At 51.6% G+C, this 23,388-nt stretch carries 28 protein-coding genes; 16 read left to right on the forward strand and 12 right to left on the reverse strand.

What is annotated here, in order from left to right; translation table 11 throughout:
- Positions 1–242: 242 nt before the first annotated feature.
- The gene (loiP, locus tag C4F37_RS15000) at positions 243–1,001 is read left to right on the forward strand and encodes a metalloprotease LoiP (RefSeq protein WP_001298254.1); all 759 of its coding nucleotides are present in this window, start codon (positions 243–245) and stop codon (positions 999–1,001) included.
- A gap of 90 nt (positions 1,002–1,091) precedes the next feature.
- Here the strand turns inward: loiP and speB are convergent, their stop codons facing one another.
- From speB to yqgD, 6 genes are all read right to left on the reverse strand, one after another.
- Positions 1,092–2,012 carry an agmatinase gene (gene speB / locus C4F37_RS15005; protein ID WP_000105562.1) on the reverse strand — a complete coding sequence of 307 codons (921 nt, stop codon included), beginning with the start codon at positions 2,010–2,012 and terminating at the stop codon, positions 1,092–1,094.
- 135 nt (positions 2,013–2,147) lie between these two features.
- The gene (locus C4F37_RS15010) at positions 2,148–2,879 is read right to left on the reverse strand and encodes a hypothetical protein (protein ID WP_000758891.1); all 732 of its coding nucleotides are present in this window, start codon (positions 2,877–2,879) and stop codon (positions 2,148–2,150) included.
- 145 nt (positions 2,880–3,024) lie between these two features.
- Positions 3,025–5,001 (reverse strand): biosynthetic arginine decarboxylase, encoded by a 1,977-nt coding sequence (speA, locus tag C4F37_RS15015; protein WP_001295380.1) that lies wholly within the window; start codon positions 4,999–5,001, stop codon positions 3,025–3,027.
- 8 nt (positions 5,002–5,009) lie between these two features.
- Entirely contained in the window at positions 5,010–5,141 is a 132-nt protein-coding gene (gene yqgB / locus C4F37_RS15020; protein WP_001297406.1) for an acid stress response protein YqgB, read from the reverse strand.
- Positions 5,142–5,234: 93 nt separating this feature from the next.
- Positions 5,235–5,378 carry a protein YqgG gene (gene yqgG, locus C4F37_RS28270; protein WP_001297404.1) on the reverse strand — a complete coding sequence of 48 codons (144 nt, stop codon included), beginning with the start codon at positions 5,376–5,378 and terminating at the stop codon, positions 5,235–5,237.
- 110 nt (positions 5,379–5,488) lie between these two features.
- Positions 5,489–5,740 carry a protein YqgD gene (gene yqgD / locus C4F37_RS28275; protein ID WP_001305310.1) on the reverse strand — a complete coding sequence of 84 codons (252 nt, stop codon included), beginning with the start codon at positions 5,738–5,740 and terminating at the stop codon, positions 5,489–5,491.
- A 55-nt stretch (positions 5,741–5,795) separates the two neighbouring features.
- Here yqgD and metK point away from each other — a divergent pair, with 55 nt between their 5' ends.
- The 8 genes from metK (at position 5,796) to ruvX (ending at position 13,019) form a co-directional block, all read left to right on the forward strand.
- On the forward strand, positions 5,796–6,950 hold the full coding sequence (metK, locus tag C4F37_RS15035; protein ID WP_001062128.1) for a methionine adenosyltransferase: 1,155 nt from the start codon (positions 5,796–5,798) through the stop codon (positions 6,948–6,950).
- A 436-nt stretch (positions 6,951–7,386) separates the two neighbouring features.
- Positions 7,387–8,781 (forward strand): galactose/proton symporter, encoded by a 1,395-nt coding sequence (gene galP, locus C4F37_RS15040; RefSeq protein WP_001305311.1) that lies wholly within the window; start codon positions 7,387–7,389, stop codon positions 8,779–8,781.
- A gap of 76 nt (positions 8,782–8,857) precedes the next feature.
- The gene (locus C4F37_RS15045) at positions 8,858–9,355 is read left to right on the forward strand and encodes a SprT family zinc-dependent metalloprotease (RefSeq protein ID WP_000858396.1); all 498 of its coding nucleotides are present in this window, start codon (positions 8,858–8,860) and stop codon (positions 9,353–9,355) included.
- A 94-nt stretch (positions 9,356–9,449) separates the two neighbouring features.
- Positions 9,450–10,157 (forward strand): deoxyribonuclease I, encoded by a 708-nt coding sequence (gene endA, locus C4F37_RS15050; RefSeq protein WP_001305312.1) that lies wholly within the window; start codon positions 9,450–9,452, stop codon positions 10,155–10,157.
- Positions 10,158–10,236: 79 nt separating this feature from the next.
- A complete protein-coding gene (rsmE, locus tag C4F37_RS15055) occupies positions 10,237–10,968 on the forward strand; it encodes a 16S rRNA (uracil(1498)-N(3))-methyltransferase (protein ID WP_001222509.1) in 732 nt (243 codons plus the stop codon).
- A gap of 12 nt (positions 10,969–10,980) precedes the next feature.
- Positions 10,981–11,931, forward strand: coding sequence for a glutathione synthase (gene gshB / locus C4F37_RS15060; RefSeq protein WP_000593255.1), 951 nt, complete (start codon positions 10,981–10,983; stop codon positions 11,929–11,931).
- Positions 11,932–12,039: 108 nt separating this feature from the next.
- Positions 12,040–12,603 carry a YqgE/AlgH family protein gene (locus tag C4F37_RS15065; protein WP_001053178.1) on the forward strand — a complete coding sequence of 188 codons (564 nt, stop codon included), beginning with the start codon at positions 12,040–12,042 and terminating at the stop codon, positions 12,601–12,603.
- Complete coding sequence (gene ruvX / locus C4F37_RS15070) at positions 12,603–13,019, forward strand: Holliday junction resolvase RuvX (protein WP_000017107.1); 417 nt, start codon at positions 12,603–12,605, stop codon at positions 13,017–13,019. Before C4F37_RS15065 ends, ruvX begins: the two co-directional genes overlap by 1 nt.
- Positions 13,020–13,192: 173 nt before the next feature.
- On the opposite strand, the gene C4F37_RS15075 is transcribed toward ruvX, so the two are convergent.
- The gene (locus tag C4F37_RS15075; protein ID WP_001305314.1) at positions 13,193–14,173 is read right to left on the reverse strand and encodes a PilT/PilU family type 4a pilus ATPase; all 981 of its coding nucleotides are present in this window, start codon (positions 14,171–14,173) and stop codon (positions 13,193–13,195) included.
- Between the two features lie 17 nt (positions 14,174–14,190).
- Between C4F37_RS15075 and yggS the strand changes: the two genes are divergently transcribed.
- From yggS to hemW, 5 genes are read left to right on the forward strand one after another with little or no spacing between them, the layout of a single operon-like run.
- Positions 14,191–14,895: a pyridoxal phosphate homeostasis protein gene (gene yggS / locus C4F37_RS15080; RefSeq protein WP_000997805.1), complete on the forward strand. Its 705-nt coding sequence runs from the start codon at positions 14,191–14,193 to the stop codon at positions 14,893–14,895.
- Between the two features lie 17 nt (positions 14,896–14,912).
- Positions 14,913–15,479 (forward strand): osmotic shock tolerance protein YggT, encoded by a 567-nt coding sequence (yggT, locus tag C4F37_RS15085; RefSeq protein WP_001094838.1) that lies wholly within the window; start codon positions 14,913–14,915, stop codon positions 15,477–15,479.
- Positions 15,476–15,766 carry a DUF167 family protein YggU gene (gene yggU / locus C4F37_RS15090; protein WP_001277222.1) on the forward strand — a complete coding sequence of 97 codons (291 nt, stop codon included), beginning with the start codon at positions 15,476–15,478 and terminating at the stop codon, positions 15,764–15,766. The genes yggT and yggU overlap by 4 nt, the downstream gene beginning before the upstream one ends.
- Before the next feature lie 7 nt (positions 15,767–15,773).
- The gene (locus tag C4F37_RS15095; protein ID WP_001174738.1) at positions 15,774–16,367 is read left to right on the forward strand and encodes an XTP/dITP diphosphatase; all 594 of its coding nucleotides are present in this window, start codon (positions 15,774–15,776) and stop codon (positions 16,365–16,367) included.
- Positions 16,360–17,496, forward strand: a complete 1,137-nt coding sequence (gene hemW / locus C4F37_RS15100; RefSeq protein WP_000239983.1) for a radical SAM family heme chaperone HemW — start codon at positions 16,360–16,362, stop codon at positions 17,494–17,496. Before C4F37_RS15095 ends, hemW begins: the two co-directional genes overlap by 8 nt.
- Positions 17,497–17,560: 64 nt before the next feature.
- Here hemW and C4F37_RS15105 read toward each other — a convergent pair whose 3' ends face one another.
- From C4F37_RS15105 to trmB, 5 genes are all read right to left on the reverse strand, one after another.
- The gene (locus C4F37_RS15105; protein ID WP_000745234.1) at positions 17,561–18,568 is read right to left on the reverse strand and encodes a DUF1202 family protein; all 1,008 of its coding nucleotides are present in this window, start codon (positions 18,566–18,568) and stop codon (positions 17,561–17,563) included.
- Between the two features lie 116 nt (positions 18,569–18,684).
- Positions 18,685–19,731: an L-asparaginase 2 gene (gene ansB / locus C4F37_RS15110; protein WP_000394107.1), complete on the reverse strand. Its 1,047-nt coding sequence runs from the start codon at positions 19,729–19,731 to the stop codon at positions 18,685–18,687.
- A 175-nt stretch (positions 19,732–19,906) separates the two neighbouring features.
- Positions 19,907–20,626, reverse strand: a complete 720-nt coding sequence (locus C4F37_RS15115; RefSeq protein ID WP_000984796.1) for a DUF2884 domain-containing protein — start codon at positions 20,624–20,626, stop codon at positions 19,907–19,909.
- A gap of 183 nt (positions 20,627–20,809) precedes the next feature.
- Complete coding sequence (locus tag C4F37_RS15120) at positions 20,810–21,136, reverse strand: YggL family protein (RefSeq protein WP_001107567.1); 327 nt, start codon at positions 21,134–21,136, stop codon at positions 20,810–20,812.
- Positions 21,136–21,855 (reverse strand): tRNA (guanosine(46)-N7)-methyltransferase TrmB, encoded by a 720-nt coding sequence (trmB, locus tag C4F37_RS15125; protein ID WP_000786915.1) that lies wholly within the window; start codon positions 21,853–21,855, stop codon positions 21,136–21,138. The genes C4F37_RS15120 and trmB overlap by 1 nt, the downstream gene beginning before the upstream one ends.
- A gap of 160 nt (positions 21,856–22,015) precedes the next feature.
- On the opposite strand from trmB, the gene mutY reads away from it, so the two are divergent.
- The gene (gene mutY, locus C4F37_RS15135; protein ID WP_001305316.1) at positions 22,016–23,068 is read left to right on the forward strand and encodes an A/G-specific adenine glycosylase; all 1,053 of its coding nucleotides are present in this window, start codon (positions 22,016–22,018) and stop codon (positions 23,066–23,068) included.
- 27 nt (positions 23,069–23,095) lie between these two features.
- Complete coding sequence (locus tag C4F37_RS15140) at positions 23,096–23,371, forward strand: oxidative damage protection protein (protein WP_000091700.1); 276 nt, start codon at positions 23,096–23,098, stop codon at positions 23,369–23,371.
- Positions 23,372–23,388: the final 17 nt, after the last annotated feature.

A 23,388-nucleotide genomic window follows, 5' to 3' on the forward strand; every position in this document is an offset into this window, starting at 1 on the left:
TAACGACTTGACGACAGCGCGTTTTGGGCTACGCCGGAAAATTTGCCAACAATTTACCGCAAGCCGCGCGTCATGTACATGGAACATCCTTTTGCCGCTTCAGAAATCTCTGGATCATGCTCGCATGTTGCGCAATCCACTCGCCCGTCCGCTGCGCTTTTCCTTATACTGAGACTGAGCGTCGATTCACCTGCAAACGGCGCATTTTTAGAATAATCCTGACCTTGTGCGGAAGAGAAAACATGAAAATTCGCGCCTTATTGGTAGCAATGAGCGTGGCTACGGTGCTGACCGGTTGCCAGAATATGGACTCCAGTGGACTGCTCTCATCAGGAGCGGAAGCTTTTCAGGCTTACAGTTTGAGTGATGCGCAGGTGAAAAAACTGAGCGATCAGGCATGCCAGGAGATGGACAGCAAAGCGACGATTGCGCCAGCCAATAGCGAATACGCTAAACGTCTGACAACTATTGCCAATGCGCTAGGCAACAATATCAACGGTCAGCCGGTGAATTACAAAGTGTATATGGCGAAGGATGTGAACGCCTTTGCAATGGCTAACGGCTGTATCCGCGTCTATAGCGGGCTGATGGATATGATGACGGATAACGAAGTCGAAGCGGTGCTCGGTCACGAAATGGGGCACGTGGCATTAGGCCATGTGAAGAAAGGAATGCAGGTAGCACTTGGTACAAACGCAATTCGCGTTGCGGCGGCCTCTGCAGGCGGAATTGTCGGCAGTTTGTCACAATCACAACTGGGAGACCTGGGCGAAAAGCTAGTCAATTCGCAATTTACCCAACGTCAGGAATCAGAGGCCGATGATTACTCCTACGACTTGCTGCGCCAACGCGGTATCAGCCCGGCAGGTCTTGCCACCAGCTTTGAAAAACTGGCGAAACTGGAAGAAGGCCGCCAAAGCTCAATGTTTGACGACCATCCTGCATCCGCCGAACGCGCCCAGCATATTCACGATCGTATGAGCGCGGATGGAGTTAAGTAAAGCCAGGTAGTGCCGAACGTAGGTCGGATAAGGCGTTCACGCCGCATCCGACATTAATGACACATCACCCGTGCGCCTCTTATCTGGCGCTTACTCGCCCTTTTTCGCCGCCTGAATATACAGCATCTCCAGCGCCAGCGTCGCCGCAGCCAGAGCGGTGATTTCCGACTGATCGTATGCCGGAGCCACTTCCACTACGTCCATCCCAACGATGTTGAGATCTTTCAAGCCGCGTACCAGTTTAATGGCGCGATCGGAGGTCAGGCCGCCAATTACCGGCGTACCGGTGCCTGGTGCAAAAGCAGGATCCAGGCAGTCGATATCAAAGGTCAGGTAAACCGGCATATCACCCACAATCTGTTTCACCTGGGCGATAATGTCATCCACGCTGCGATCGTTCACCTGGCAGGCGTCCAGCACGGTAAAGCCGTTGTCTTTATCAAACTCGGTACGAATACCAATCTGCACGGAATGATTCGGGTCGATCAGACCTTCTTTCGGCGCGGTATAGAACATGGTGCCGTGGTCAAATTCACAACCGTTAGCGTAGGTATCGGTGTGGGCATCAAAGTGTACCAACGCCATTTTGCCGAAATGCTTCGCATGAGCGCGCAGCAGCGGCAGCGTAACAAAGTGGTCACCACCGAAGGAGAGCATACGCTTACCGGCAGCCAGCAGCTTCTCGGCGTGCGCCTGCAGCTTCTCGCTCATCTCACGGGCATCGCCGAAGGCATATACCAGATCACCGCAGTCCACGACGTTCAGGCGCTCACGCATGTCGAAATTCCACGGGAAGCGGTTGTGTTCCCAGGCCAGATTCGTCGAAACCTGACGGATAGCTGCCGGACCGTGGCGTCCACCGGCACGACCAGAAGTGGCCATATCGAACGGCACGCCAGTAATCACCCAGTCAGCATCGCTGTCATACGGCTGGAAGTTCATCGGCAGGCGTAAAAAACCAAAGGCGTTGGAAACCAGTGAGTTATCGTATTGATGACCTAAGGTGCTCATGGATGGACTCCTATTACAAAGTCGATATAAAAAAACCCCTCCGCGTCGTTAGGCCCGACGAGGAAGGGTTGGATTTGCGAAACACAAGTTTGTGCTAATTATCGCCCTAAATGGGCAAGGCATCAAGCAAGGTTACTATTTCCGACACGGTGGCGGCGCATAGCCATTGTTATCTGCCGGAAACGCTTGTCCAGAGCACGGCGGCAGCGCGTTTTGCGCCGGGCCTTGTAATTCAAAGGCGGCAAAGCCGATTACACCGGTATTACGCACATCGCCTTGCGCCGAATTGGCTGCGTAGGAATCAGCAACGTTGGCGAACTGAAAAGCCGCTTCGGTATGTTTATCTTTGCGGAATCCTTTAATCGCTAACGAATCTCCGGCATTCACAATATAACCGTTGTTATTCAGCGAACCTTGCTTGCCGTTCAGCACATCCAGGCCATCAACCGTAGCAACGATCTCGTAGTTGGTGTTACGACTGTAATTACGGACATATAATTGATAATTCATTCCGACTCTGGCATGGACAATATAGCGTGGTTCATTATTGGATGAATCATAAACCCGCGTAATAGGTAGAGAATTAAAATTACCATCGCGAATAGCATATTCCAGTTCGTTAATACGAATGCTATAAACGCGGTCGTAGCCGGAAGGAACATTAGTCGAATAACTAATAACGATCATCTCTGCCGGATCGCGCCAGGCTCGTTCAGCAGATACGCCCTGAACCGTTGAGTGCACATCCCCACCCCAGGCGGTGCCGACATTGCCTGATGCACTGCTATTATACTGCGCATTACTGGAACAACCGGCCAGCAGCACGGCTAATGCTATCAACGCGCTACGTACTTTCCATTTTTTCATAACCGTTCCCTCTGCATTTAATTAATGCAGCGATTGTAGGGGGATTATTTAATAAGAAAAGCAGCTAAATTATTTTTAAGAATATATAAAAAGAAAGCGGGCCGATTTACGTAAATAAATCGACCCGCCAGCGGAATAATCTTAATTATTCATCTTCAAGATAGGTATAACCGTACAAACCTGCCTCGAACTCTTCAAGGAACTGTTGTTGCAGTTCAGCATCAAGATCGGTTTTCTTCACTTGATCACGGAACTGGGTTAACAACGTTTTAGGATCGAGCTGTACATATTGCAGCATATCCGCCACGGTATCGCCTTCGTCAGACAGTTCTACTTCTACGCTGCCGTCAGGGAAGACGAACACGTCAACCGCTTCGGTATCACCGAACAGGTTGTGCATGTTGCCGAGGATCTCCTGATATGCGCCGACCATGAAGAAACCGAGCATCGGCGGATTCTCCGGATCGTACTCCGGCATAGGCATTGTCGTGGCAATACCGTCACCATCAATATAGTGGTCGATAGCACCGTCTGAGTCACAGGTAATATCCAGCAGCACAGCGCGGCGTTCCGGCACTTGATCCAGCCCTTCCAGCGGCAGAACCGGGAACAACTGGTCGATCCCCCACGCATCCGGCATCGACTGGAACAGCGAGAAGTTGACGTACATTTTGTCCGCCATACGTTCCTGCAGCTCGTCGATAATCGGACGATGAGCACGGTTTTGCGGATCCAGCTGCTTTTGCACTTCATGGCACATGCTCAAATAAAGCTGCTCAGCCCATGCGCGTTCTTGCAGGCTAAAGGTACCGGAAGAGTAGCCGATATGAATGTCGTGCAGATCCATCTGGCTGTCGTGTAACCATTCACGCAGAGAACGGCGAGTTCCCGGTTCGTGCATTTCCTGCCAGGTTTCCCACATGCTTTGCAGGGCGCGCGGTGCGTCTTCTGCAGGCGCGGTCGGCACCGTGTATTCGTTACGTTCCACGCCGATGATATTCGACACCAGCACGGTGTGATGCGCAGTCACCGCACGACCCGATTCGGTGATTACCGTCGGATGTGGCAGACCATTTTCTTCACACGCATCACCAATCGCCCAGATGATGTTGTTGGCGTATTCATTGAGGCCGTAGTTTACGGAGCAGTCAGACTGAGAACGGGTGCCTTCATAGTCCACGCCCAGACCGCCGCCGACGTCGAAGCACTGAATATTGACGCCCAGCTTGTGCAGTTCCACATAGAAACGCGCGGATTCACGAACGCCTGTCGCGATATCGCGAATATTCGCCATCTGCGAACCGAGGTGGAAGTGCAGCAGTTGCAGGCTGTCGAGACGCCCGGCTTCACGCAGCGTTTCAACCAGTTGCAGTACTTGAGTCGCCGCCAGGCCAAACTTCGATTTTTCCCCGCCGGAGGACTGCCATTTACCCGAGCCTTGCGACGCCAGACGTGCACGCACGCCCAGACGAGGAACGACATTCAGACGTTCTGCTTCATCCAGCACAATGGCAATTTCTGACATCTTCTCAATGACCAGATAGACCTTGTGGCCCATCTTCTCGCCAATTAATGCCAGGCGGATATATTCGCGGTCCTTATAACCGTTGCAGACGATGACGCTACGGGTCATGCCAGCATGTGCCAGCACCGCCATCAACTCAGCTTTGGAACCGGCTTCCAGGCCCAGCGGTTCGCCCGAATGAATCAGGGACTCAATCACGCGGCGGTGCTGGTTAACTTTGATCGGATAAACGAGGAAGTAATCGCCGTTATAGCCGTAGGATTCCCGCGCTCGTTTGAACGCGGCGTTAATGGAACGCAAACGGTGCTGCAGGATCTGTGGGAAACAGAACAGTGCAGGCAGACGCTGACCCTGTGCTTCGCGAGTTTTCACTAACTGCGCGAGATCGACGCGAGCTTCCGGGACGTCCGGGTCCGGGCACACGCTGATGTGGCCCAGCTCGTTAACGTCATAGTAGTTATTGCCCCACCAGGCAATATTGTAAGTACGCAGCATCTTGCTGGCTTCCTGGGAGCTCATTGCAACCTCCTGCATGGAGCGTAGTACACCGTGTTCGCCCGCTGACGAAGGCAAACCCATAGACATGTCGTCAGACATAGCGAACCTCAAATTATTTTATTAAGTGTAAAACAGTTAACGACTATCGCAGCCTGGAACTGCGATAACAACCCATAAGCACATGGATTTTCCAGCAGTGAATGCTGACGCTCCAACTGCGCAACCGGTTTCTTTTTCATAACATTATTAAGCACATAACCGAACGTAAGTGTGACAGTTCGGCGAAACCACGAGAAAACTCTTGTTTTTACAAGAGCGCCCTTGTTCAGTCCTCAGTAGCTGTAACCAGCTCTTGAATCCTGAGAAGCGCCGAGATGGGTATAACATCGGCAGGTATGCAAAGCAGAGATGCAGAGTGCGGGGAACGAATCTTCACCAGAACGGTGAGACAGGTTAAGCAGCAGACAACGGTTCATTATTTCGTATCACCTCCACGGCCGCCTGTTAAGACGAACCCACAAGCCAAAACTCTGTTTTCAACCCGGCTGGAAGTGGCAACACGAAAGAAACGTCGTGTGCTTTTTATTTAAGCCGCGCGCCGCGTTTTATACCCCACAATGGCAGAAAATTGCAAAAGATAAATACGCAGAATGCCAGCATTGTCAGGAAAAATTTCCAGCCACGTTTTTAACAGAATGAGACACGATTCAAAAAAAAGTGGAAATTGGGTGAAGAACTGACCTAAAATAGCCATCCAGATGTTAATCCATCCATACCGATTAACACTCAGACTGCCAGTGTTTTTAACCTGCAGAGTCGTGGTAGGATCCGCTACCACATAAAATCCACACAACAGTTTGAGCTAACCAAATTCTCTTTAGGTGATATTAAATATGGCAAAACACCTTTTTACGTCCGAGTCCGTCTCTGAAGGGCATCCTGACAAAATTGCTGACCAAATCTCTGATGCCGTTTTAGACGCGATCCTCGAACAGGATCCGAAAGCACGCGTTGCTTGCGAAACCTACGTAAAAACCGGCATGGTTTTAGTTGGCGGCGAAATCACCACCAGCGCCTGGGTAGACATCGAAGAGATCACCCGTAATACCGTTCGCGAAATTGGCTATGTGCATTCCGACATGGGCTTTGACGCTAACTCCTGTGCGGTTCTGAGCGCCATCGGTAAACAGTCTCCTGACATCAACCAGGGCGTTGACCGTGCCGATCCGCTGGAACAGGGCGCGGGCGACCAGGGTCTGATGTTTGGCTACGCAACTAATGAAACCGACGTGCTGATGCCAGCACCTATCACTTATGCACACCGTCTGGTACAGCGTCAGGCTGAAGTGCGTAAAAACGGCACTCTGCCGTGGCTGCGCCCGGACGCGAAAAGCCAGGTGACTTTCCAGTATGACGACGGCAAAATCGTTGGCATTGATGCTGTCGTGCTTTCCACTCAGCACTCTGAAGAGATCGACCAGAAATCGCTGCAAGAAGCGGTAATGGAAGAGATCATCAAGCCGATTCTGCCCGCTGAATGGCTGACTTCTGCCACCAAATTCTTCATCAACCCGACCGGTCGTTTCGTTATCGGTGGCCCGATGGGTGACTGCGGTCTGACTGGTCGTAAAATCATCGTTGATACCTACGGCGGCATGGCGCGTCATGGTGGCGGTGCATTCTCCGGTAAAGATCCATCAAAAGTGGACCGTTCCGCAGCCTACGCAGCACGTTATGTCGCGAAAAACATTGTTGCTGCTGGCCTGGCCGATCGTTGTGAAATTCAGGTTTCCTACGCAATCGGCGTGGCTGAACCGACTTCCATCATGGTAGAAACTTTCGGTACTGAGAAAGTGCCTTCTGAACAACTGACTCTGCTGGTACGTGAATTCTTCGACCTGCGCCCATACGGTCTGATTCAGATGCTGGATCTGCTGCACCCGATCTACAAAGAAACCGCAGCATACGGTCACTTTGGTCGTGAACATTTCCCGTGGGAAAAAACCGACAAAGCGCAGCTGCTGCGTGATGCTGCCGGTCTGAAGTAATCTTTCTTCACCTGCTTTCAAAGGCCAGCCTCGCGCTGGCCTTTTTCTTTTACCTCACCGCGGTGGACAGGCATTCACGCCGCATCCGGCAAAAAAACCGCCCGCACAATAACATCATTCTTCCTCAACACGTTTTACCGCAAATTATCATCACTACTGAAACCGATTACACCAACCACGCCAGCCAAATATTTGTAATATTTTCATATTATTATTCAGCCTTCACAGTTGTTACATTTTTTTTCAGTAAAGTCTTAATTGCAGATAACAACCTTTAATCTATGATGATATAACTCAATTATTTTCATGCACTTAAATCATAACTAAGATAAATGTTAGTGTAAGCGATTACACTGATGTGATTTGCTTCACATCTTTTTACGTCGTACTCACCTATCTTAATTCACAATAAAAAATAACCATATTGGAGGGCATCATGCCTGACGCTAAAAAACAGGGGCGGTCAAACAAGGCAATGACGTTTTTCGTCTGCTTCCTTGCCGCTCTGGCGGGATTACTCTTTGGCCTGGATATCGGTGTAATTGCTGGCGCACTGCCGTTTATTGCAGATGAATTCCAGATTACTTCGCACACGCAAGAATGGGTCGTAAGCTCCATGATGTTCGGTGCGGCAGTCGGTGCGGTGGGCAGCGGCTGGCTCTCCTTTAAACTCGGGCGCAAAAAGAGCCTGATGATCGGCGCAATCTTGTTTGTTGCCGGTTCACTGTTCTCTGCTGCTGCGCCAAACGTTGAAGTACTGATTCTTTCCCGCGTTTTGCTGGGGCTGGCAGTGGGTGTGGCCTCTTATACCGCACCGCTGTACCTCTCTGAAATTGCGCCGGAAAAAATTCGCGGCAGTATGATCTCGATGTATCAGTTGATGATCACTATCGGGATCCTCGGCGCTTATCTTTCTGATACCGCCTTCAGCTACACCGGTGCATGGCGCTGGATGCTGGGTGTGATTATCATCCCGGCAATTTTGCTGCTGATTGGTGTCTTCTTCCTGCCAGACAGCCCACGTTGGTTTGCCGCCAAACGCCGTTTTGTTGATGCCGAACGCGTGCTGCTACGCCTGCGTGACACCAGCGCGGAAGCGAAACGCGAACTGGATGAAATCCGTGAAAGTTTGCAGGTTAAACAGAGTGGCTGGGCGCTGTTTAAAGAGAATAGCAACTTCCGCCGCGCGGTGTTCCTTGGCGTACTATTGCAGGTAATGCAGCAATTCACCGGGATGAACGTCATCATGTATTACGCGCCGAAAATCTTCGAACTGGCGGGTTATACCAACACCACCGAGCAAATGTGGGGGACAGTGATTGTCGGCCTGACCAACGTACTTGCCACCTTTATCGCAATCGGCCTTGTTGACCGCTGGGGACGTAAACCAACGCTAACGCTGGGCTTCCTGGTGATGGCTGCTGGTATGGGCGTACTCGGTACAATGATGCATATCGGTATCCACTCTCCGTCGGCGCAGTATTTCGCCATCGCCATGCTGCTGATGTTTATTGTCGGTTTTGCCATGAGTGCCGGTCCGCTGATTTGGGTACTGTGCTCCGAAATTCAGCCGCTGAAAGGCCGCGATTTTGGCATCACCAGCTCCACTGCCACCAACTGGATTGCCAACATGATCGTTGGCGCAACGTTCCTGACCATGCTCAACACGCTGGGTAACGCCAACACCTTCTGGGTGTATGCTGCTCTGAACGTACTGTTTATCCTGCTGACATTGTGGCTGGTACCGGAAACCAAACACGTTTCGCTGGAACATATTGAACGTAATCTGATGAAAGGTCGTAAACTGCGCGAAATCGGCGCTCACGATTAATCTCCTCAGGCTTCCTCCCATCATGGAGGAAGCCACCTCTTGCAGTCATCTTTTCTTCGCTCTATCCTCTGCCGCTATGAAAACATCCCGTCTCCCTATCGCCATCCAACAGGCCGTTATGCGTCGCCTGCGGGAAAAACTCGCCCAGGCCAACCTGAAGCTAGGGCGTAACTACCCGGAGCCAAAACTCTCTTACACCCAGCGCGGAACCTCTGCCGGAACAGCCTGGCTGGAAAGCTATGAAATTCGTCTCAATCCCGTTTTGCTGTTGGAAAACAGTGAAGCCTTTATTGAAGAAGTGGTGCCGCACGAACTGGCACATTTGCTGGTATGGAAACATTTCGGCCGCGTAGCGCCACATGGCAAAGAGTGGAAGTGGATGATGGAAAGCGTGCTGGGCGTTCCCGCCCGCCGTACGCATCAGTTCGAACTGCAATCCGTGCGCCGCAACACCTTCCCCTACCGCTGCAAGTGCCAGGAGCATCAGCTTACCGTACGCCGTCATAATCGCGTAGTTCGTGGCGAAGCCGTCTATCGCTGTGTTCACTGCGGCGAACAGCTGGTTGCGAAATAACCACCTGAACTATCAGGAACTTTCCTGATCTGGCTGATTGCATACCAAAACAACTTTCGCTACGTTGCTGGCTCGTTTTAACACGGAGTAAGTGATGTACCGTTATTTGTCTATTGCTGCGGTGGTACTGAGCGCAGCATTTTCCGGCCCGGCATTGGCCGAAGGTATCAATAGTTTTTCTCAAGCGAAAGCCGCGGCGGTAAAAGTCCACGCTGACGCGCCCGGTACGTTTTATTGCGGATGTAAAATTAACTGGCAGGGCAAAAAAGGCGTTGTTGATCTGCAATCGTGCGGCTATCAGGTGCGAAAAAATGAAAACCGTGCCAGCCGCGTAGAGTGGGAACACGTCGTTCCTGCCTGGCAATTCGGTCACCAGCGCCAGTGCTGGCAGGACGGTGGACGTAAAAATTGCGCCAAAGATCCGGTCTATCGCAAGATGGAAAGCGATATGCATAACCTGCAGCCGTCAGTCGGTGAGGTGAATGGCGATCGCGGCAACTTTATGTACAGCCAGTGGAATGGCGGTGAAGGCCAGTACGGTCAATGCGCCATGAAGGTCGATTTCAAAGAAAAAGTTGCCGAGCCACCAGCGCGTGCACGCGGTGCCATTGCGCGCACCTACTTCTATATGCGTGACCAATACAACCTGACACTCTCTCGTCAGCAAACGCAGCTGTTCAACGCATGGGACAAGATGTATCCAGTTACCGACTGGGAGTGCGAGCGTGATGAACGCATCGCGAAGGTGCAGGGCAATCATAACCCGTATGTGCAACGCGCTTGCCAGGCGCGAAAGAGCTAACCTACACTAGCGGGATTCTTTTTGTTAACCCCTACCCCACGCGTACAACCGCGTGGGGAGACGACGCGGATTTTTAACTATGCGTATCCCCCGCATTTATCATCCTGAACCACTGACCAGCCATTCTCACATCGCGCTTTGCGAAGATGCCGCCAACCATATCGGGCGCGTACTGCGTATGGGGCCGGGACAGGCGCTGCAATTGTTTGACGGCAGCAACCAGGTCTTTGACGCCGAAATTACCAGCGCCAGCAAAAAAAGCGTGGAAGTGAAGGTGCTGGAAGGCCAGATCGACGATCGCGAATCTCCGCTGCATATTCACCTCGGTCAGGTGATGTCGCGTGGTGAAAAAATGGAATTTACTATCCAGAAATCGATCGAACTCGGTGTAAGCCTCATTACGCCACTTTTTTCTGAGCGCTGCGGCGTTAAACTGGATAGTGAACGTCTGAACAAGAAGCTCCAGCAGTGGCAGAAGATTGCAATTGCTGCCTGTGAGCAGTGTGGCCGTAACCGGGTGCCGGAAATCCGTCCAGCGATGGATCTGGAAGCCTGGTGTGCAGAGCAGGATGAAGGACTGAAACTGAATCTTCACCCGCGCGCCAGTAACAGCATCAATACGTTGCCGTTACCGGTCGAACGCGTCCGCCTGCTGATTGGCCCGGAAGGCGGTTTATCGGCAGATGAAATTGCCATGACTGCCCGCTATCAATTTACTGATATCCTGTTGGGACCTCGCGTTTTGCGTACTGAGACAACTGCGCTCACCGCCATTACCGCGCTACAAGTGCGTTTTGGCGATTTGGGCTAACGGAGAAGAATAATGATCAAGCTCGGCATCGTGATGGACCCCATCGCAAACATCAACATCAAGAAAGATTCCAGTTTCGCTATGTTGCTGGAAGCACAGCGTCGTGGTTACGAACTTCACTATATGGAGATGGCCGATCTCTATTTGATCAATGGTGAGGCTCGCGCTCGTACCCATACTTTGAGCGTCGAACAGAACTACGATAAATGGTACGAGTTCACGGGTGAGCAGGATCTGCCGCTGGCCGATCTCGATGTGATCCTGATGCGTAAAGACCCGCCGTTTGATACCGAGTTTATCTACGCGACCTATATTCTGGAACGTGCCGAAGATAAAGGGACGCTGATCGTTAACAAGCCGCAGAGCCTGCGCGATTGTAACGAAAAACTGTTCACTGCCTGGTTCTCTGACTTAACACCAGAAACGCTGGTCACACGCAATAAAGCGCAGCTAAAAGCTTTCTGGGAAAAACACAGCGACATCATTCTTAAGCCGCTGGACGGTATGGGCGGCGCGTCGATTTTCCGCGTGAAAGAAGGTGATCCAAACCTCGGCGTGATTGCCGAAACCCTGACTGAGCATGGCACTCGCTACTGCATGGCGCAAAATTACCTGCCAGCCATTAAAGATGGCGACAAACGCGTGCTGGTAGTGGATGGCGAGCCGGTGCCGTATTGCCTGGCGCGTATTCCGCAGGGGGGCGAAACCCGTGGCAATCTGGCTGCCGGTGGTCGCGGTGAACCTCGTCCGCTGACGGAAAGTGACTGGAAAATCGCCCGTCAGATTGGGCCGACGCTGAAAGAAAAAGGGCTGATTTTTGTTGGTCTGGATATCATCGGCGACCGTCTGACTGAAATTAACGTCACCAGCCCAACCTGTATTCGTGAGATTGAAGCAGAATTTCCGGTGTCGATTACCGGAATGTTAATGGATGCCATCGAAGCACGTTTACAGCAGCAGTAACCCACCTTAGCGAGAAGGATCTCGTTGAGACTCTGAGTGACAGCGCCCTTCTTTCCACGCATACTGGGCGCTGTTGCTTTTTTGAACCAGGAAACAGAACCTCTGACAATGAATTTACAGCATCACTTTCTTATTGCCATGCCTGCTCTCCAGGATCCGATTTTCCGTCGTTCCGTGGTCTACATTTGCGAACATAATACCAATGGTGCAATGGGGATCATCGTCAACAAGCCGCTGGAAAATCTCAAAATTGAAGGGATTCTGGAAAAACTGAAGATCACGCCGGAGCCGCGTGATGAATCAATCCGTCTGGATAAACCGGTTATGCTCGGCGGTCCGCTGGCTGAAGATCGCGGGTTTATTTTGCATACTCCGCCCTCCAATTTTGCTTCCAGCATTCGCATTTCAGACAACACAGTGATGACCACTTCCCGCGATGTGCTGGAAACGCTCGGCACCGATAAACAACCGTCTGACGTATTGGTGGCTCTGGGTTATGCCTCCTGGGAGAAAGGTCAACTGGAACAAGAAATTCTCGATAACGCGTGGCTAACGGCCCCGGCAGATCTGAATATTCTGTTCAAAACGCCGATTGCGGACCGCTGGCGCGAGGCGGCAAAACTGATTGGTGTGGATATTCTCACCATGCCTGGTGTGGCAGGACACGCCTGATGAGTGGAACCTTACTCGCCTTCGACTTCGGCACCAAAAGCATTGGCGTAGCGGTCGGCCAACGCATTACCGGCACCGCTCGCCCTTTGCCTGCAATTAAAGCGCAGGACGGTACGCCGGACTGGAACATTATCGAGCGTTTACTGAAAGAGTGGCAGCCGGACGAAATCATCGTCGGTTTGCCGCTGAATATGGACGGCACCGAACAGCCGTTAACCGCCAGAGCGCGTAAATTTGCCAACCGTATTCATGGTCGTTTCGGTGTTGAAGTAAAGCTCCATGACGAGCGTCTTAGCACCGTGGAGGCACGTTCCGGTCTGTTTGAACAGGGCGGCTATCGGGCGCTCAACAAAAGCAAAGTCGACTCTGCCTCTGCGGTTATTATTCTCGAAAGCTATTTCGAGCAGGGATATTAAGGCGATTTACTAGCGCACAGATTTCTGACAATGTGCTCGTTGTTTCATGTTGGATGCGGCGTAAACGCCTTATCCAACCTACAGTGAGTGCGAATTCAAAGTTACGCTTCCCTTGTAGGCCCGATAAGCTTGCGCATCGGGCATATTTACAATTCGTATCAGACACAGCAACGTCACAAGCGCCCTTCTTTCACCCGCTGCTGATAACTCTGCTGAAACGTTATCATCCCCACCTGCTGCCCGGTTTGAATAACATGCGGTAACTGGTGGGTTTTCCCTTCACGAATCAAATTCCCCACCGCGGGTGTGTTAATCAGTAATTCAAACAGCGCCACGCGTCCTTCCTGTTTATCCACTTCCAGTTTTTGTGACAACACTGCCCGTAAACTACCTGCCAGTTGATTACGCACGGGATCTTTTTCCTGCGCAGGAAATGAATCCACCAGTCGCTCAACTGCCTGCGCTGCGCCGCGCGTGTGTAATGTCGCCAGCACCAGATGCCCGGTTTCTGCCGCCGTCAGCGCCAGACGGATTGTCTCGCTATCACGCAGCTCTCCGAGCAAAATCACATCAGGATCTTCCCGCAATGCAGCCCGCAATCCCGATGCGAAAGTCATACAGTGCAAACCAATCTCCCGCTGCTGGATCAAACATCGCTGACTGGTATAGAGATATTCCACAGGATCTTCCAGCGTCAGAATATGCGCATCGGCATGTTGATTGAGATAGCCAACCATCGCCGCCAGCGTGGTAGATTTGCCGCTCCCCGTCGCCCCCGTCACCAGAATCAGGCCATTCTCGCTCTTGAGTAATTCCGGCAATACCGGTGGTGCGCCAAGCTGTTCGAGCTGCGGGCAGTGCGAAGGTAACAGCCGTAACGCCAGAGAAATACCTTGCCGTTGTGCGAACGCACTGCCGCGCAATCGCTGGTTTTCCGCCAGCGACACAGCAAAATCCAGCTGACCATTCTCCAGCAATATTGCCCGCTGATCGTCATCCAGCCACTCCCGCAGTAGCTCTTCGACGTCCGGCGCGTCAAACGGCGCAGCTTCCATTCTCCCGCGAATACGCCATCGTGCGGGCCAGGCGCTGCACAGGTGTAGATCCGAGACGTTATGCTTTACACTAAGGGCCACAATTTCTTCCATATTCATACTAAGATCCTCGGAAAATGAACGATATTGCGCATAACCTGGCACAGGTCCGGGACAAAATCTCAGCGGCTGCAACGCGTTGCGGCCGTTCTCCAGAAGAAATTACGCTGCTTGCAGTCAGTAAAACAAAACCTGCGAGCGCCATCGCAGAAGCCATTGATGCCGGGCAGCGTCAATTTGGTGAAAACTACGTTCAGGAAGGGGTAGATAAAATTCGCTACTTTCAGGAACTGGGCGTAACAGGATTAGAATGGCATTTTATTGGCCCGTTGCAGTCTAATAAAAGCCGCCTGGTGGCAGAGCATTTCGACTGGTGTCATACCATCGACCGTTTGCGCATCGCTACCCGTCTGAACGACCAGCGCCCGGCAGAACTTCCCCCTCTTAACGTACTGATTCAAATTAACATTAGTGATGAAAACAGTAAGTCCGGGATTCAACTGGCTGAACTGGACGAGCTGGCAGCTGCGGTCGCTGAACTACCGCGTTTACGTCTGCGCGGGCTGATGGCAATCCCTGCGCCTGAGTCAGAATATGTAAGGCAGTTTGAAGTTGCACGCCAAATGGCTGTAGCATTTGCCGGACTGAAAACGCGCTACCCGCATATCGACACGCTCTCTCTGGGAATGTCGGACGATATGGAAGCCGCCATTGCGGCAGGTAGCACGATGGTTCGTATCGGCACTGCAATTTTTGGTGCGCGTGATTACTCTAAAAAATAAGGAATTAAAGGAACGCCATGAATACGTTGACTTTCCTGCTTTCAACGGTCATTGAGCTGTATACCATGGTGCTGTTATTACGCATCTGGATGCAGTGGGCTCATTGTGATTTTTACAACCCCTTCTCACAGTTTGTAGTGAAGGTAACGCAGCCGATTATCGGGCCACTGCGCCGCGTTATTCCGGCAATGGGCCCCATTGATAGCGCCTCGCTGCTGGTTGCCTATATTCTCAGTTTCGTTAAAGCCATCGTGCTGTTTAAAGTGGTGACCTTCCTGCCAATCATTTGGATTGCCGGTTTATTGATTCTGCTGAAAACCATCGGCCTGCTGATATTCTGGGTCCTGCTGGTGATGGCGATTATGAGCTGGGTAAGCCAGGGTCGTAGCCCGATTGAATACGTGCTGATTCAGCTGGCCGATCCGCTGCTGCGCCCGATTCGCCGCTTGCTACCGGCAATGGGTGGGATTGATTTCTCGCCGATGATCCTCGTTCTGCTGCTGTATGTCATCAATATGGGTGTCGCAGAAGTCTTGCAGGCGACCGGAAATATGCTGCTGCCGGGGCTGTGGATGGCGTTATGAGTGCCGTAACAGTTAATGATGACGGTCTGGTTTTACGGCTCTATATTCAGCCGAAAGCCAGCCGTGATTCTATTGTCGGTTTACATGGCGACGAGGTAAAAGTCGCCATTACCGCGCCGCCGGTTGACGGCCAGGCCAACAGCCATCTGGTGAAGTTTCTCGGTAAGCAATTCCGGGTTGCCAAAAGCCAGGTGGTGATTGAAAAAGGCGAACTTGGCCGCCACAAACAAATTAAAATCATTAATCCGCAACAAATCCCGCCAGAAATCGCGGCGTTAATTAATTAGGTATCCTATGCAAAAAGTTGTCCTCGCAACCGGCAATGCCGGCAAAGTGCGTGAGCTGGCGTCGCTGCTTAGCGACTTCGGTCTTGATATCGTTGCCCAAACAGACCTCGGCGTAGATTCCGCTGAAGAAACCGGCCTGACCTTTATCGAAAACGCGATTCTGAAAGCGCGCCATGCGGCAAAAGTGACCGGTTTACCGGCAATTGCCGACGACTCCGGTCTGGCGGTAGATGCGCTGGGTGGCGCGCCGGGTATTTACTCCGCGCGTTATTCCGGTGAAGACGCGACCGATCAAAAGAATCTGCAAAAACTGCTGGAAACAATGAAAGACGTACCGGACGACCAACGTCAGGCGCGTTTCCACTGCGTGCTGGTATATCTGCGTCACGCGGAAGATCCCACTCCGCTGGTGTGCCACGGTAGCTGGCCGGGCGTGATTACTCGTGAACCAGCGGGCACTGGTGGCTTTGGTTATGATCCAATCTTCTTCGTACCTTCCGAAGGGAAAACTGCTGCCGAACTGACCCGCGAAGAAAAGAGCGCCATTTCCCACCGTGGTCAGGCGTTGAAACTGCTGCTGGACGCTTTACGTAATGGTTAAATTACCGCCGCTGAGTCTCTACATTCACATCCCGTGGTGCGTGCAGAAATGCCCGTACTGCGATTTCAACTCTCACGCGTTGAAAGGAGAAGTGCCGCACGACGATTATGTTCAGCATCTGCTTAACGATCTGAACAACGATGTGGCTTACGCTCAGGGCCGTGAAGTAAAGACAATCTTTATTGGCGGTGGTACGCCGAGCCTGCTTTCCGGCCCGGCGATGCAAACGCTGCTGGACGGCGTACGTGCGCGTTTGCCGCTGGCAGCGGATGCAGAAATTACGATGGAAGCGAATCCTGGTACGGTTGAAGCCGATCGCTTTGTTGATTATCAGCGTGCTGGTGTGAACCGCATCTCCATTGGCGTACAGAGTTTTAGCGAAGAAAAGCTGAAACGACTTGGGCGCATTCATGGCCCGCAAGAAGCGAAACGAGCTGCGAATCTGGCAAGCGGGCTGGGGCTGCGTAGTTTTAACCTTGATTTGATGCATGGGCTGCCGGATCAATCACTGGAAGAGGCGCTTGGCGATCTGCGCCAGGCCATTGAACTGAATCCGCCGCATCTTTCCTGGTATCAACTGACCATCGAACCTAATACGCTGTTTGGCTCGCGCCCTCCTGTACTGCCGGACGATGACGCGCTGTGGGATATTTTCGAACAGGGGCATCAGTTATTAACCGCAGCGGGTTATCAGCAATATGAAACTTCCGCTTACGCCAAACCCGGTTATCAGTGCCAGCACAATCTCAACTACTGGCGCTTTGGTGACTACATCGGTATTGGCTGCGGCGCGCATGGCAAAGTGACCTTCCCGGATGGGCGCATTCTGCGTACCACCAAAACGCGTCATCCACGTGGTTTTATGCAGGGGCGGTATCTGGAAAGCCAGCGAGATGTCGAAGCCGCAGATAAACCATTTGAGTTCTTTATGAATCGCTTCCGTCTGCTGGAACCTGCGCCGCGCGTGGAGTTTAGCCAGTATACAGGCCTTTCTGAAGCAGTTATTCGTTCTCAGTTAGACGAGGCTATCGCTCAGGGTTATCTCACAGAATGTGCGGATTACTGGCAGATAACGGAACATGGGAAGTTGTTTTTAAATTCGCTGCTGGAGCTTTTTCTGGCTGAGTAAATTTGTATTGCCGGATGCGGCGTGTACGCAACATCCGGCTACAACTCTTGCGTCATCGCAAAAATTACTTAATCACCCCATTGCGCCGCAGTTGTTCGGTATCTTTTTTCCAGCGTTCATTAGCCTGGTTGATATCGTCAATTTTCATCAAAATCGCGACTTTTTTACTGTTTATTTCTGAAACCTTCATCGTTAATGGATATTGCCCTTTCTCGAGCGTTATCCAGTCATCCTGCAATTTACGGCTGAGTTTTTGTGATTGTAGAAAAGTCTGTCGCCGTTGTTCGTTGATATCAAAATCTCGTTTCTGCTGAATTGGCACTTCATAACACTCTTCACTCTGTTTATGACATGCCGCAATCGCCGGTTGATAAACCTCTTTGTCATATTTAACCGCGAACGCCTCGCTATCGTTCTGTTTATTAAAATCATCACGCTGTTGGTGAATTTTTTTAAAGGCGTCTTCGCGGGTCCTTTGCTTACCGTTTGCATCTTTTCCCCAATATGCATCCGCTGCTTTCTGCGCCGCCACCATTTGCTTATCAAGCGCTTTTACATCCTTTTTCAGTGCAGGAATCGAGTTATTCTGGTTATTCAACGCAGACTCAAGCTGACTAAAGCGATAATTGAAATCTTCGCTATTCACGATCAGATATTTATTATTCGTTTTAATATCGTCAACCACCCGCCCACGATCGCTGGCTGCCGCCTGAAAAGAGTAAAAGTTCACCGACCAGCCAGACGCGGGCGTTCCTTTACTGGTTAACATCGCCGAGAATTTCACCGGTTTATCTTTCGTCCAGGTCTGTTCGAGCAGCTCGTAATCTGCCAACTGACCGACCCAGGTATAGAGATCGTCACTGGAAGAGACATCGCCTTCCGCTGACCAGGTGGCCTGATTACCCTTAGCATCAAGATTTTTTAAGGTGATGACATCAAGCTTGAGAATGCCGTGATACTGCTTTTTGAATTGATCTTTTAAGATATTTTCAGTTGGCGGTTCACCATCTGCCCGGACATTACCAGTCATCAACATAAGCAGCGCCGTACCAACAATCCATTGCTTTTTCACCCGAAAACCCTCGCGCGGAATAATTTATTCCGGTGATTATCATTAGAGTAATAAAAATTGGCAATGGACGTGAGTCTGAAGTGAATAAGCCCCGGCACGATACCGGGGCGAAGTGATTAGTACTGATTGAAGATCTGCTGGATCTGCTGCGGATCTTTAGTTTGCGTCAGAGCCAGTTGCAGCAGAACGCGCGCTTTTTGCGGGTTCAACGTGCCAGAGGCGACGAAGCCGTATTTCGCATCATCCACTTCGGCATCCTGAGTGGTAGCGCCCGTCGGTACGCGGGAAGAACGCACTACTGCAGTGCCGTTTTTCGCAGCGGTTGCAAGGGTGTCAAATACGGTTTTATACAGGTTGCCGTTACCCACGCCAGCGCTAACGATGCCATCATAGCCCGCATCTACCAGTGCTTTAGCCGGAAGATCGGATGCGTTAGCGTAGTTATAAACAATGCCGACTTTCGGCAGTTCATTCAGCTTAGAGACATCGAACGGCGTGTCGCTGGTGTGCTTACGTGCCGGGGTACGTTGGTAGTCAATCTTACCGTTGTGAATGTAACCCAGAGGACCGTAGTTAACAGACTTGAAGGTCGCTACGTCGGTGGTGTTGGTTTTGGTGACATCACGGCCATCAAGTACGGTGTCGTTCATCACTACCAGTACGCCACGATTAGCGGAGGCTTTATCAGCTGCGGTCACTACCGCGTTATACAGGTTGAATGGACCGTCTGCGCTCATAGACGTGGACGGGCGCATTGCACCGACCATCACCACCGGTTTGTCGCATTTCACCGTCAGGTCGAGGAAGTAAGCGGTTTCTTCCATCGTGTCGGTACCGTGGGTAATGACGAAGCCGTCAGTTTTATCGCAGTCGGTGTTAATTTTTTTCGCCAGTGTCAGCCAGACATCATCGTTCATGTCCTGGGAGCCAATATTCACTACCTGCTCGCCTTTAACGTTCGCAATGTCCTTCAGTTGCGGCACCGCATTAACCAGATTTTCTACGCCAACTTTACCCGCTGTGTAGTTAGATTTGGTTGCGGAGTCACCACCACCGGCAATGGTCCCGCCGGTTGCTAAAATGGTGATATTGGGTAATGCCAATGCTGCACCACTAAAACCCATAACCAGTGCGGCAAGTGCCGTCTTTTTGAAAAACTCCATTTCATTCCTCCAGTTACGTGAACGCTACGCATTATCCCTTAGCTTTGCATGGGAAATTTGACGTTAAACAATTTACAACGTGAATATATTTTGGAGATCTACAAAGTTAGAGGCAGGTAACAAAACGAAGAATTAAACGGCATAAAAAAGTATTATGCCGTCTTAAAATAGAGGATTATTTTAAATTCCCGACCAGGGCTTTGCGGCTATCTTCCAGAGTCACAACGCGGCTACAAACATCTTTGCCAAACTGCTGGAAATCTTTTTCCTGCTTTTTCCACTCGGTTTGGATTGAGGATTGCAGACCGCCCAGGCTTCCCAGCACGTTCTGTAATGGGTTACCGCCGCTTTTCAGCACCGCTTTCGCGCCCATTTCATTAATGCTGTCCTGTAAAATTCCGCCCATTGCCTGATTCACTAATTGCTGGCCTTCGGCGCGAACCTGATCAATGGCTTTATAGTGGAACGTCAGGCCATCGCTGCGCGTTTCGATAATGCGGTTCATCTGCTCTTTCAGCTGCGCATCAAGTTTGGTCAGACGGCTGCGCATTTTGCTGCTTTCGCCCATCTCCTGAACGATAATTTTATCCAGCGCAATACGGGCTTTTTCGACGCGGCTTTTCGCGCCTTCATCAATCCACGGCAGGGTGCTACGGAGTTCAGCCTGATAATCCTTCGCCTGCTCGCGCTGGGCGGCATTCAGGGAATATTGCTTACCGTTATACATCACGTTGCCGTCTGGCGTGATCACCAGATTGCCGTTTTCGCCCTTCACCTGCACGGTTTGCGGGCTGACAATCACATCGTCACGCGGCGTGACGCTGCACTGGTAGTCGGCGTGAGCGGTCATTGCCGTCACTGAAAGTGCTGCCGCCAGCAGCATTTTGCGCATCATAGTCTTCCCTCAAGAACAAATCAGGCCAGCATTTGCTGGCCCCAGATTGATAACAAAGTGCGCGTTTTCCATGCCGGATGCGGCGTAAACGCCTTATCCGGCCTACTCGATCGTGCATCTTTGTAGGCCTGATAAGCGTAGCACATCAGGCAGTTTTGCATTTGTCATCGCCCGTATGCTTTCTTAGTCCCACCAAACGTCGAAAAGTTCGCTGGTGCGTACCTCTTCCATTTTGCGTTCTTCCAGCCACTTACGCACAATCGCCTGATGTTCTTCGGTGCATTTGCCGATTTCCTGCATGCAGATCAGACCTTCCCAGGCCAGATAACCGCTGCCGTCAAAGGCCAGTTTGTTCGGTTCGATAACCTCGTTAATAAAGTCATCAACGGTTTTATCAATCTGTTCTTCCGATGTACCTTCCGGGAATCGCCATGCCACCGAAAATCCTAATTCCTGGAATTCGTCGATGTGCATTTTTTTACGCAGACGACGGCTACGGTTCTTTGCCATTATTTCACCCTCTCGAACATTAAGTCCCATACTCCGTGACCAAGACGATGACCACGTTGTTCAAATTTCGTCACCGGACGTGATGCCGGACGCGGTACGTAATCATTGCTCTCTGACAGGTTTTTATAACCGTCAATAGAAGACATCACTTCAAGCATATGTTCCGCATAAGGTTCCCAGTCGGTCGCCATATGGAATATGCCCCCCAGCTGCAGTTTGCTTTTTACCAGCTCGGCAAACGGCACCTGAACGATACGGCGTTTATTATGGCGCGCTTTGTGCCACGGGTCAGGGAAAAAGAGCTGCACCATGCGCAATGAATTGTCAGGAATCATTTTATGCAGCACTTCAACCGCATCGTGACACATCACGCGCAGGTTGCTTAAGCCCTCTTCATGCGCAGAAGACAGGCACGCACCAACGCCCGGTGAATGCACTTCAATGCCGAGGAAGTCCTGCTCGGGGCGATCTTTAGCCATTGCCACCAACGACGCGCCCATGCCAAAACCAATCTCAAGCGTCACCGGCGCTTCACGGCCAAAAAGCGCAGGGAAATCCAGCATATCTTCGCTGAACTCAACGCCCATCACCGGCCAGTAGTTTTCCAGCGCATGTTCCTGGCCTTTGGTCAGTCGCCCCTGGCGGCGCACAAAACTACGGATACGGCGCAGCGGGCGGCCGTTTTCATCAAATTCCGGTGAGATGACGTCGTTTTTCATAAAGATTTAGTCGCTTGTGAAAGTGTTCTGAAAACGGGCATTATCCAAAGTTAGTTGCCGGATGCAAGCATGATAAGGCCGTGGCTGCGGAAAGTTCCGGTTTACACCCTGCCGTCGCTGTGCTGCAATCTTGCCCCCAACAACAGTGAATTCGGTGACCATGCAAGCGTCGCAATTTTCAGCCCAGGTTCTGGACTGGTACGATAAATACGGGCGGAAAACGCTGCCCTGGCAAATTGACAAGACGCCCTACAAAGTATGGCTCTCAGAAGTGATGTTGCAACAAACTCAGGTTGCGACCGTTATCCCCTATTTTGAACGCTTTATGGTGCGCTTCCCAACGGTGACCGATCTCGCCAATGCGCCGCTCGACGAAGTTCTCCACTTGTGGACCGGGCTTGGCTATTACGCCCGAGCGCGCAATCTGCATAAAGCGGCACAACAAGTGGCGGCCTTACACGGCGGTAAATTCCCGGAAACCTTTGAGGAAGTTGCAGTACTGCCGGGCGTCGGGCGTTCCACCGCAGGCGCGATTCTCTCGCTTTCTCTGGGTAAGCACTTTCCGATTCTCGACGGTAACGTCAAACGCGTGCTGGCGCGCTGCTATGCTGTAAGCGGCTGGCCCGGGAAAAAAGAGGTCGAGAATAAACTATGGAGTTTGAGCGAGCAGGTGACGCCCGCGGTTGGCGTGGAACGGTTTAACCAGGCGATGATGGATTTGGGCGCGATGATTTGTACGCGCTCTAAGCCGAAATGTTCGCTCTGTCCGCTACAAAACGGATGTATTGCCGCCGCCAACAATAGCTGGTCGCTTTATCCGGGCAAAAAACCGAAACAGACGCTGCCAGAGCGCACCGGCTACTTTTTGCTGTTACAGCACGAAGATGAAGTATTGCTGGCGCAGCGTCCGCCGAGCGGATTGTGGGGCGGTTTATACTGTTTCCCGCAGTTTGCCGATGAAGAAAGTTTGCGGCAGTGGCTGGCGCAACGACAGATTTCTGCCGATAACCTGACGCAGCTGACCGCGTTTCGGCATACCTTCAGCCATTTCCACTTAGATATTGTGCCTATGTGGCTTCCCGTGTCGTCATTCACCGGCTGCATGGATGAAGACAATGCGCTCTGGTATAACTTAGCGCAACCGCCGTCAGTTGGCCTGGCGGCTCCCGTGGAGCGTTTGTTACAGCAGTTACGCACTGGCGCGCCGGTTTAGCGCGTGAGTCGATAAAGAGGATGATTTATGAGCAGAACGATTTTTTGTACTTTCCTGCAACGTGAAGCAGAAGGTCAGGATTTTCAGCTGTACCCCGGCGAACTGGGAAAACGCATCTATAACGAGATCTCCAAAGAAGCCTGGGCGCAGTGGCAGCACAAACAAACCATGCTGATTAATGAAAAGAAACTCAACATGATGAATGCCGAGCACCGCAAGCTGCTGGAGCAGGAGATGGTCAACTTCCTGTTCGAGGGTAAAGAGGTGCATATCGAGGGCTATACGCCGGAAGATAAAAAATAAAAACAGTGCCGGAGCAC

It is taken from the genome of Escherichia sp. R1 (genome assembly GCF_003000935.1).
Taxonomy (GTDB): Bacteria; Pseudomonadota; Gammaproteobacteria; order Enterobacterales; family Enterobacteriaceae; genus Escherichia; species Escherichia coli.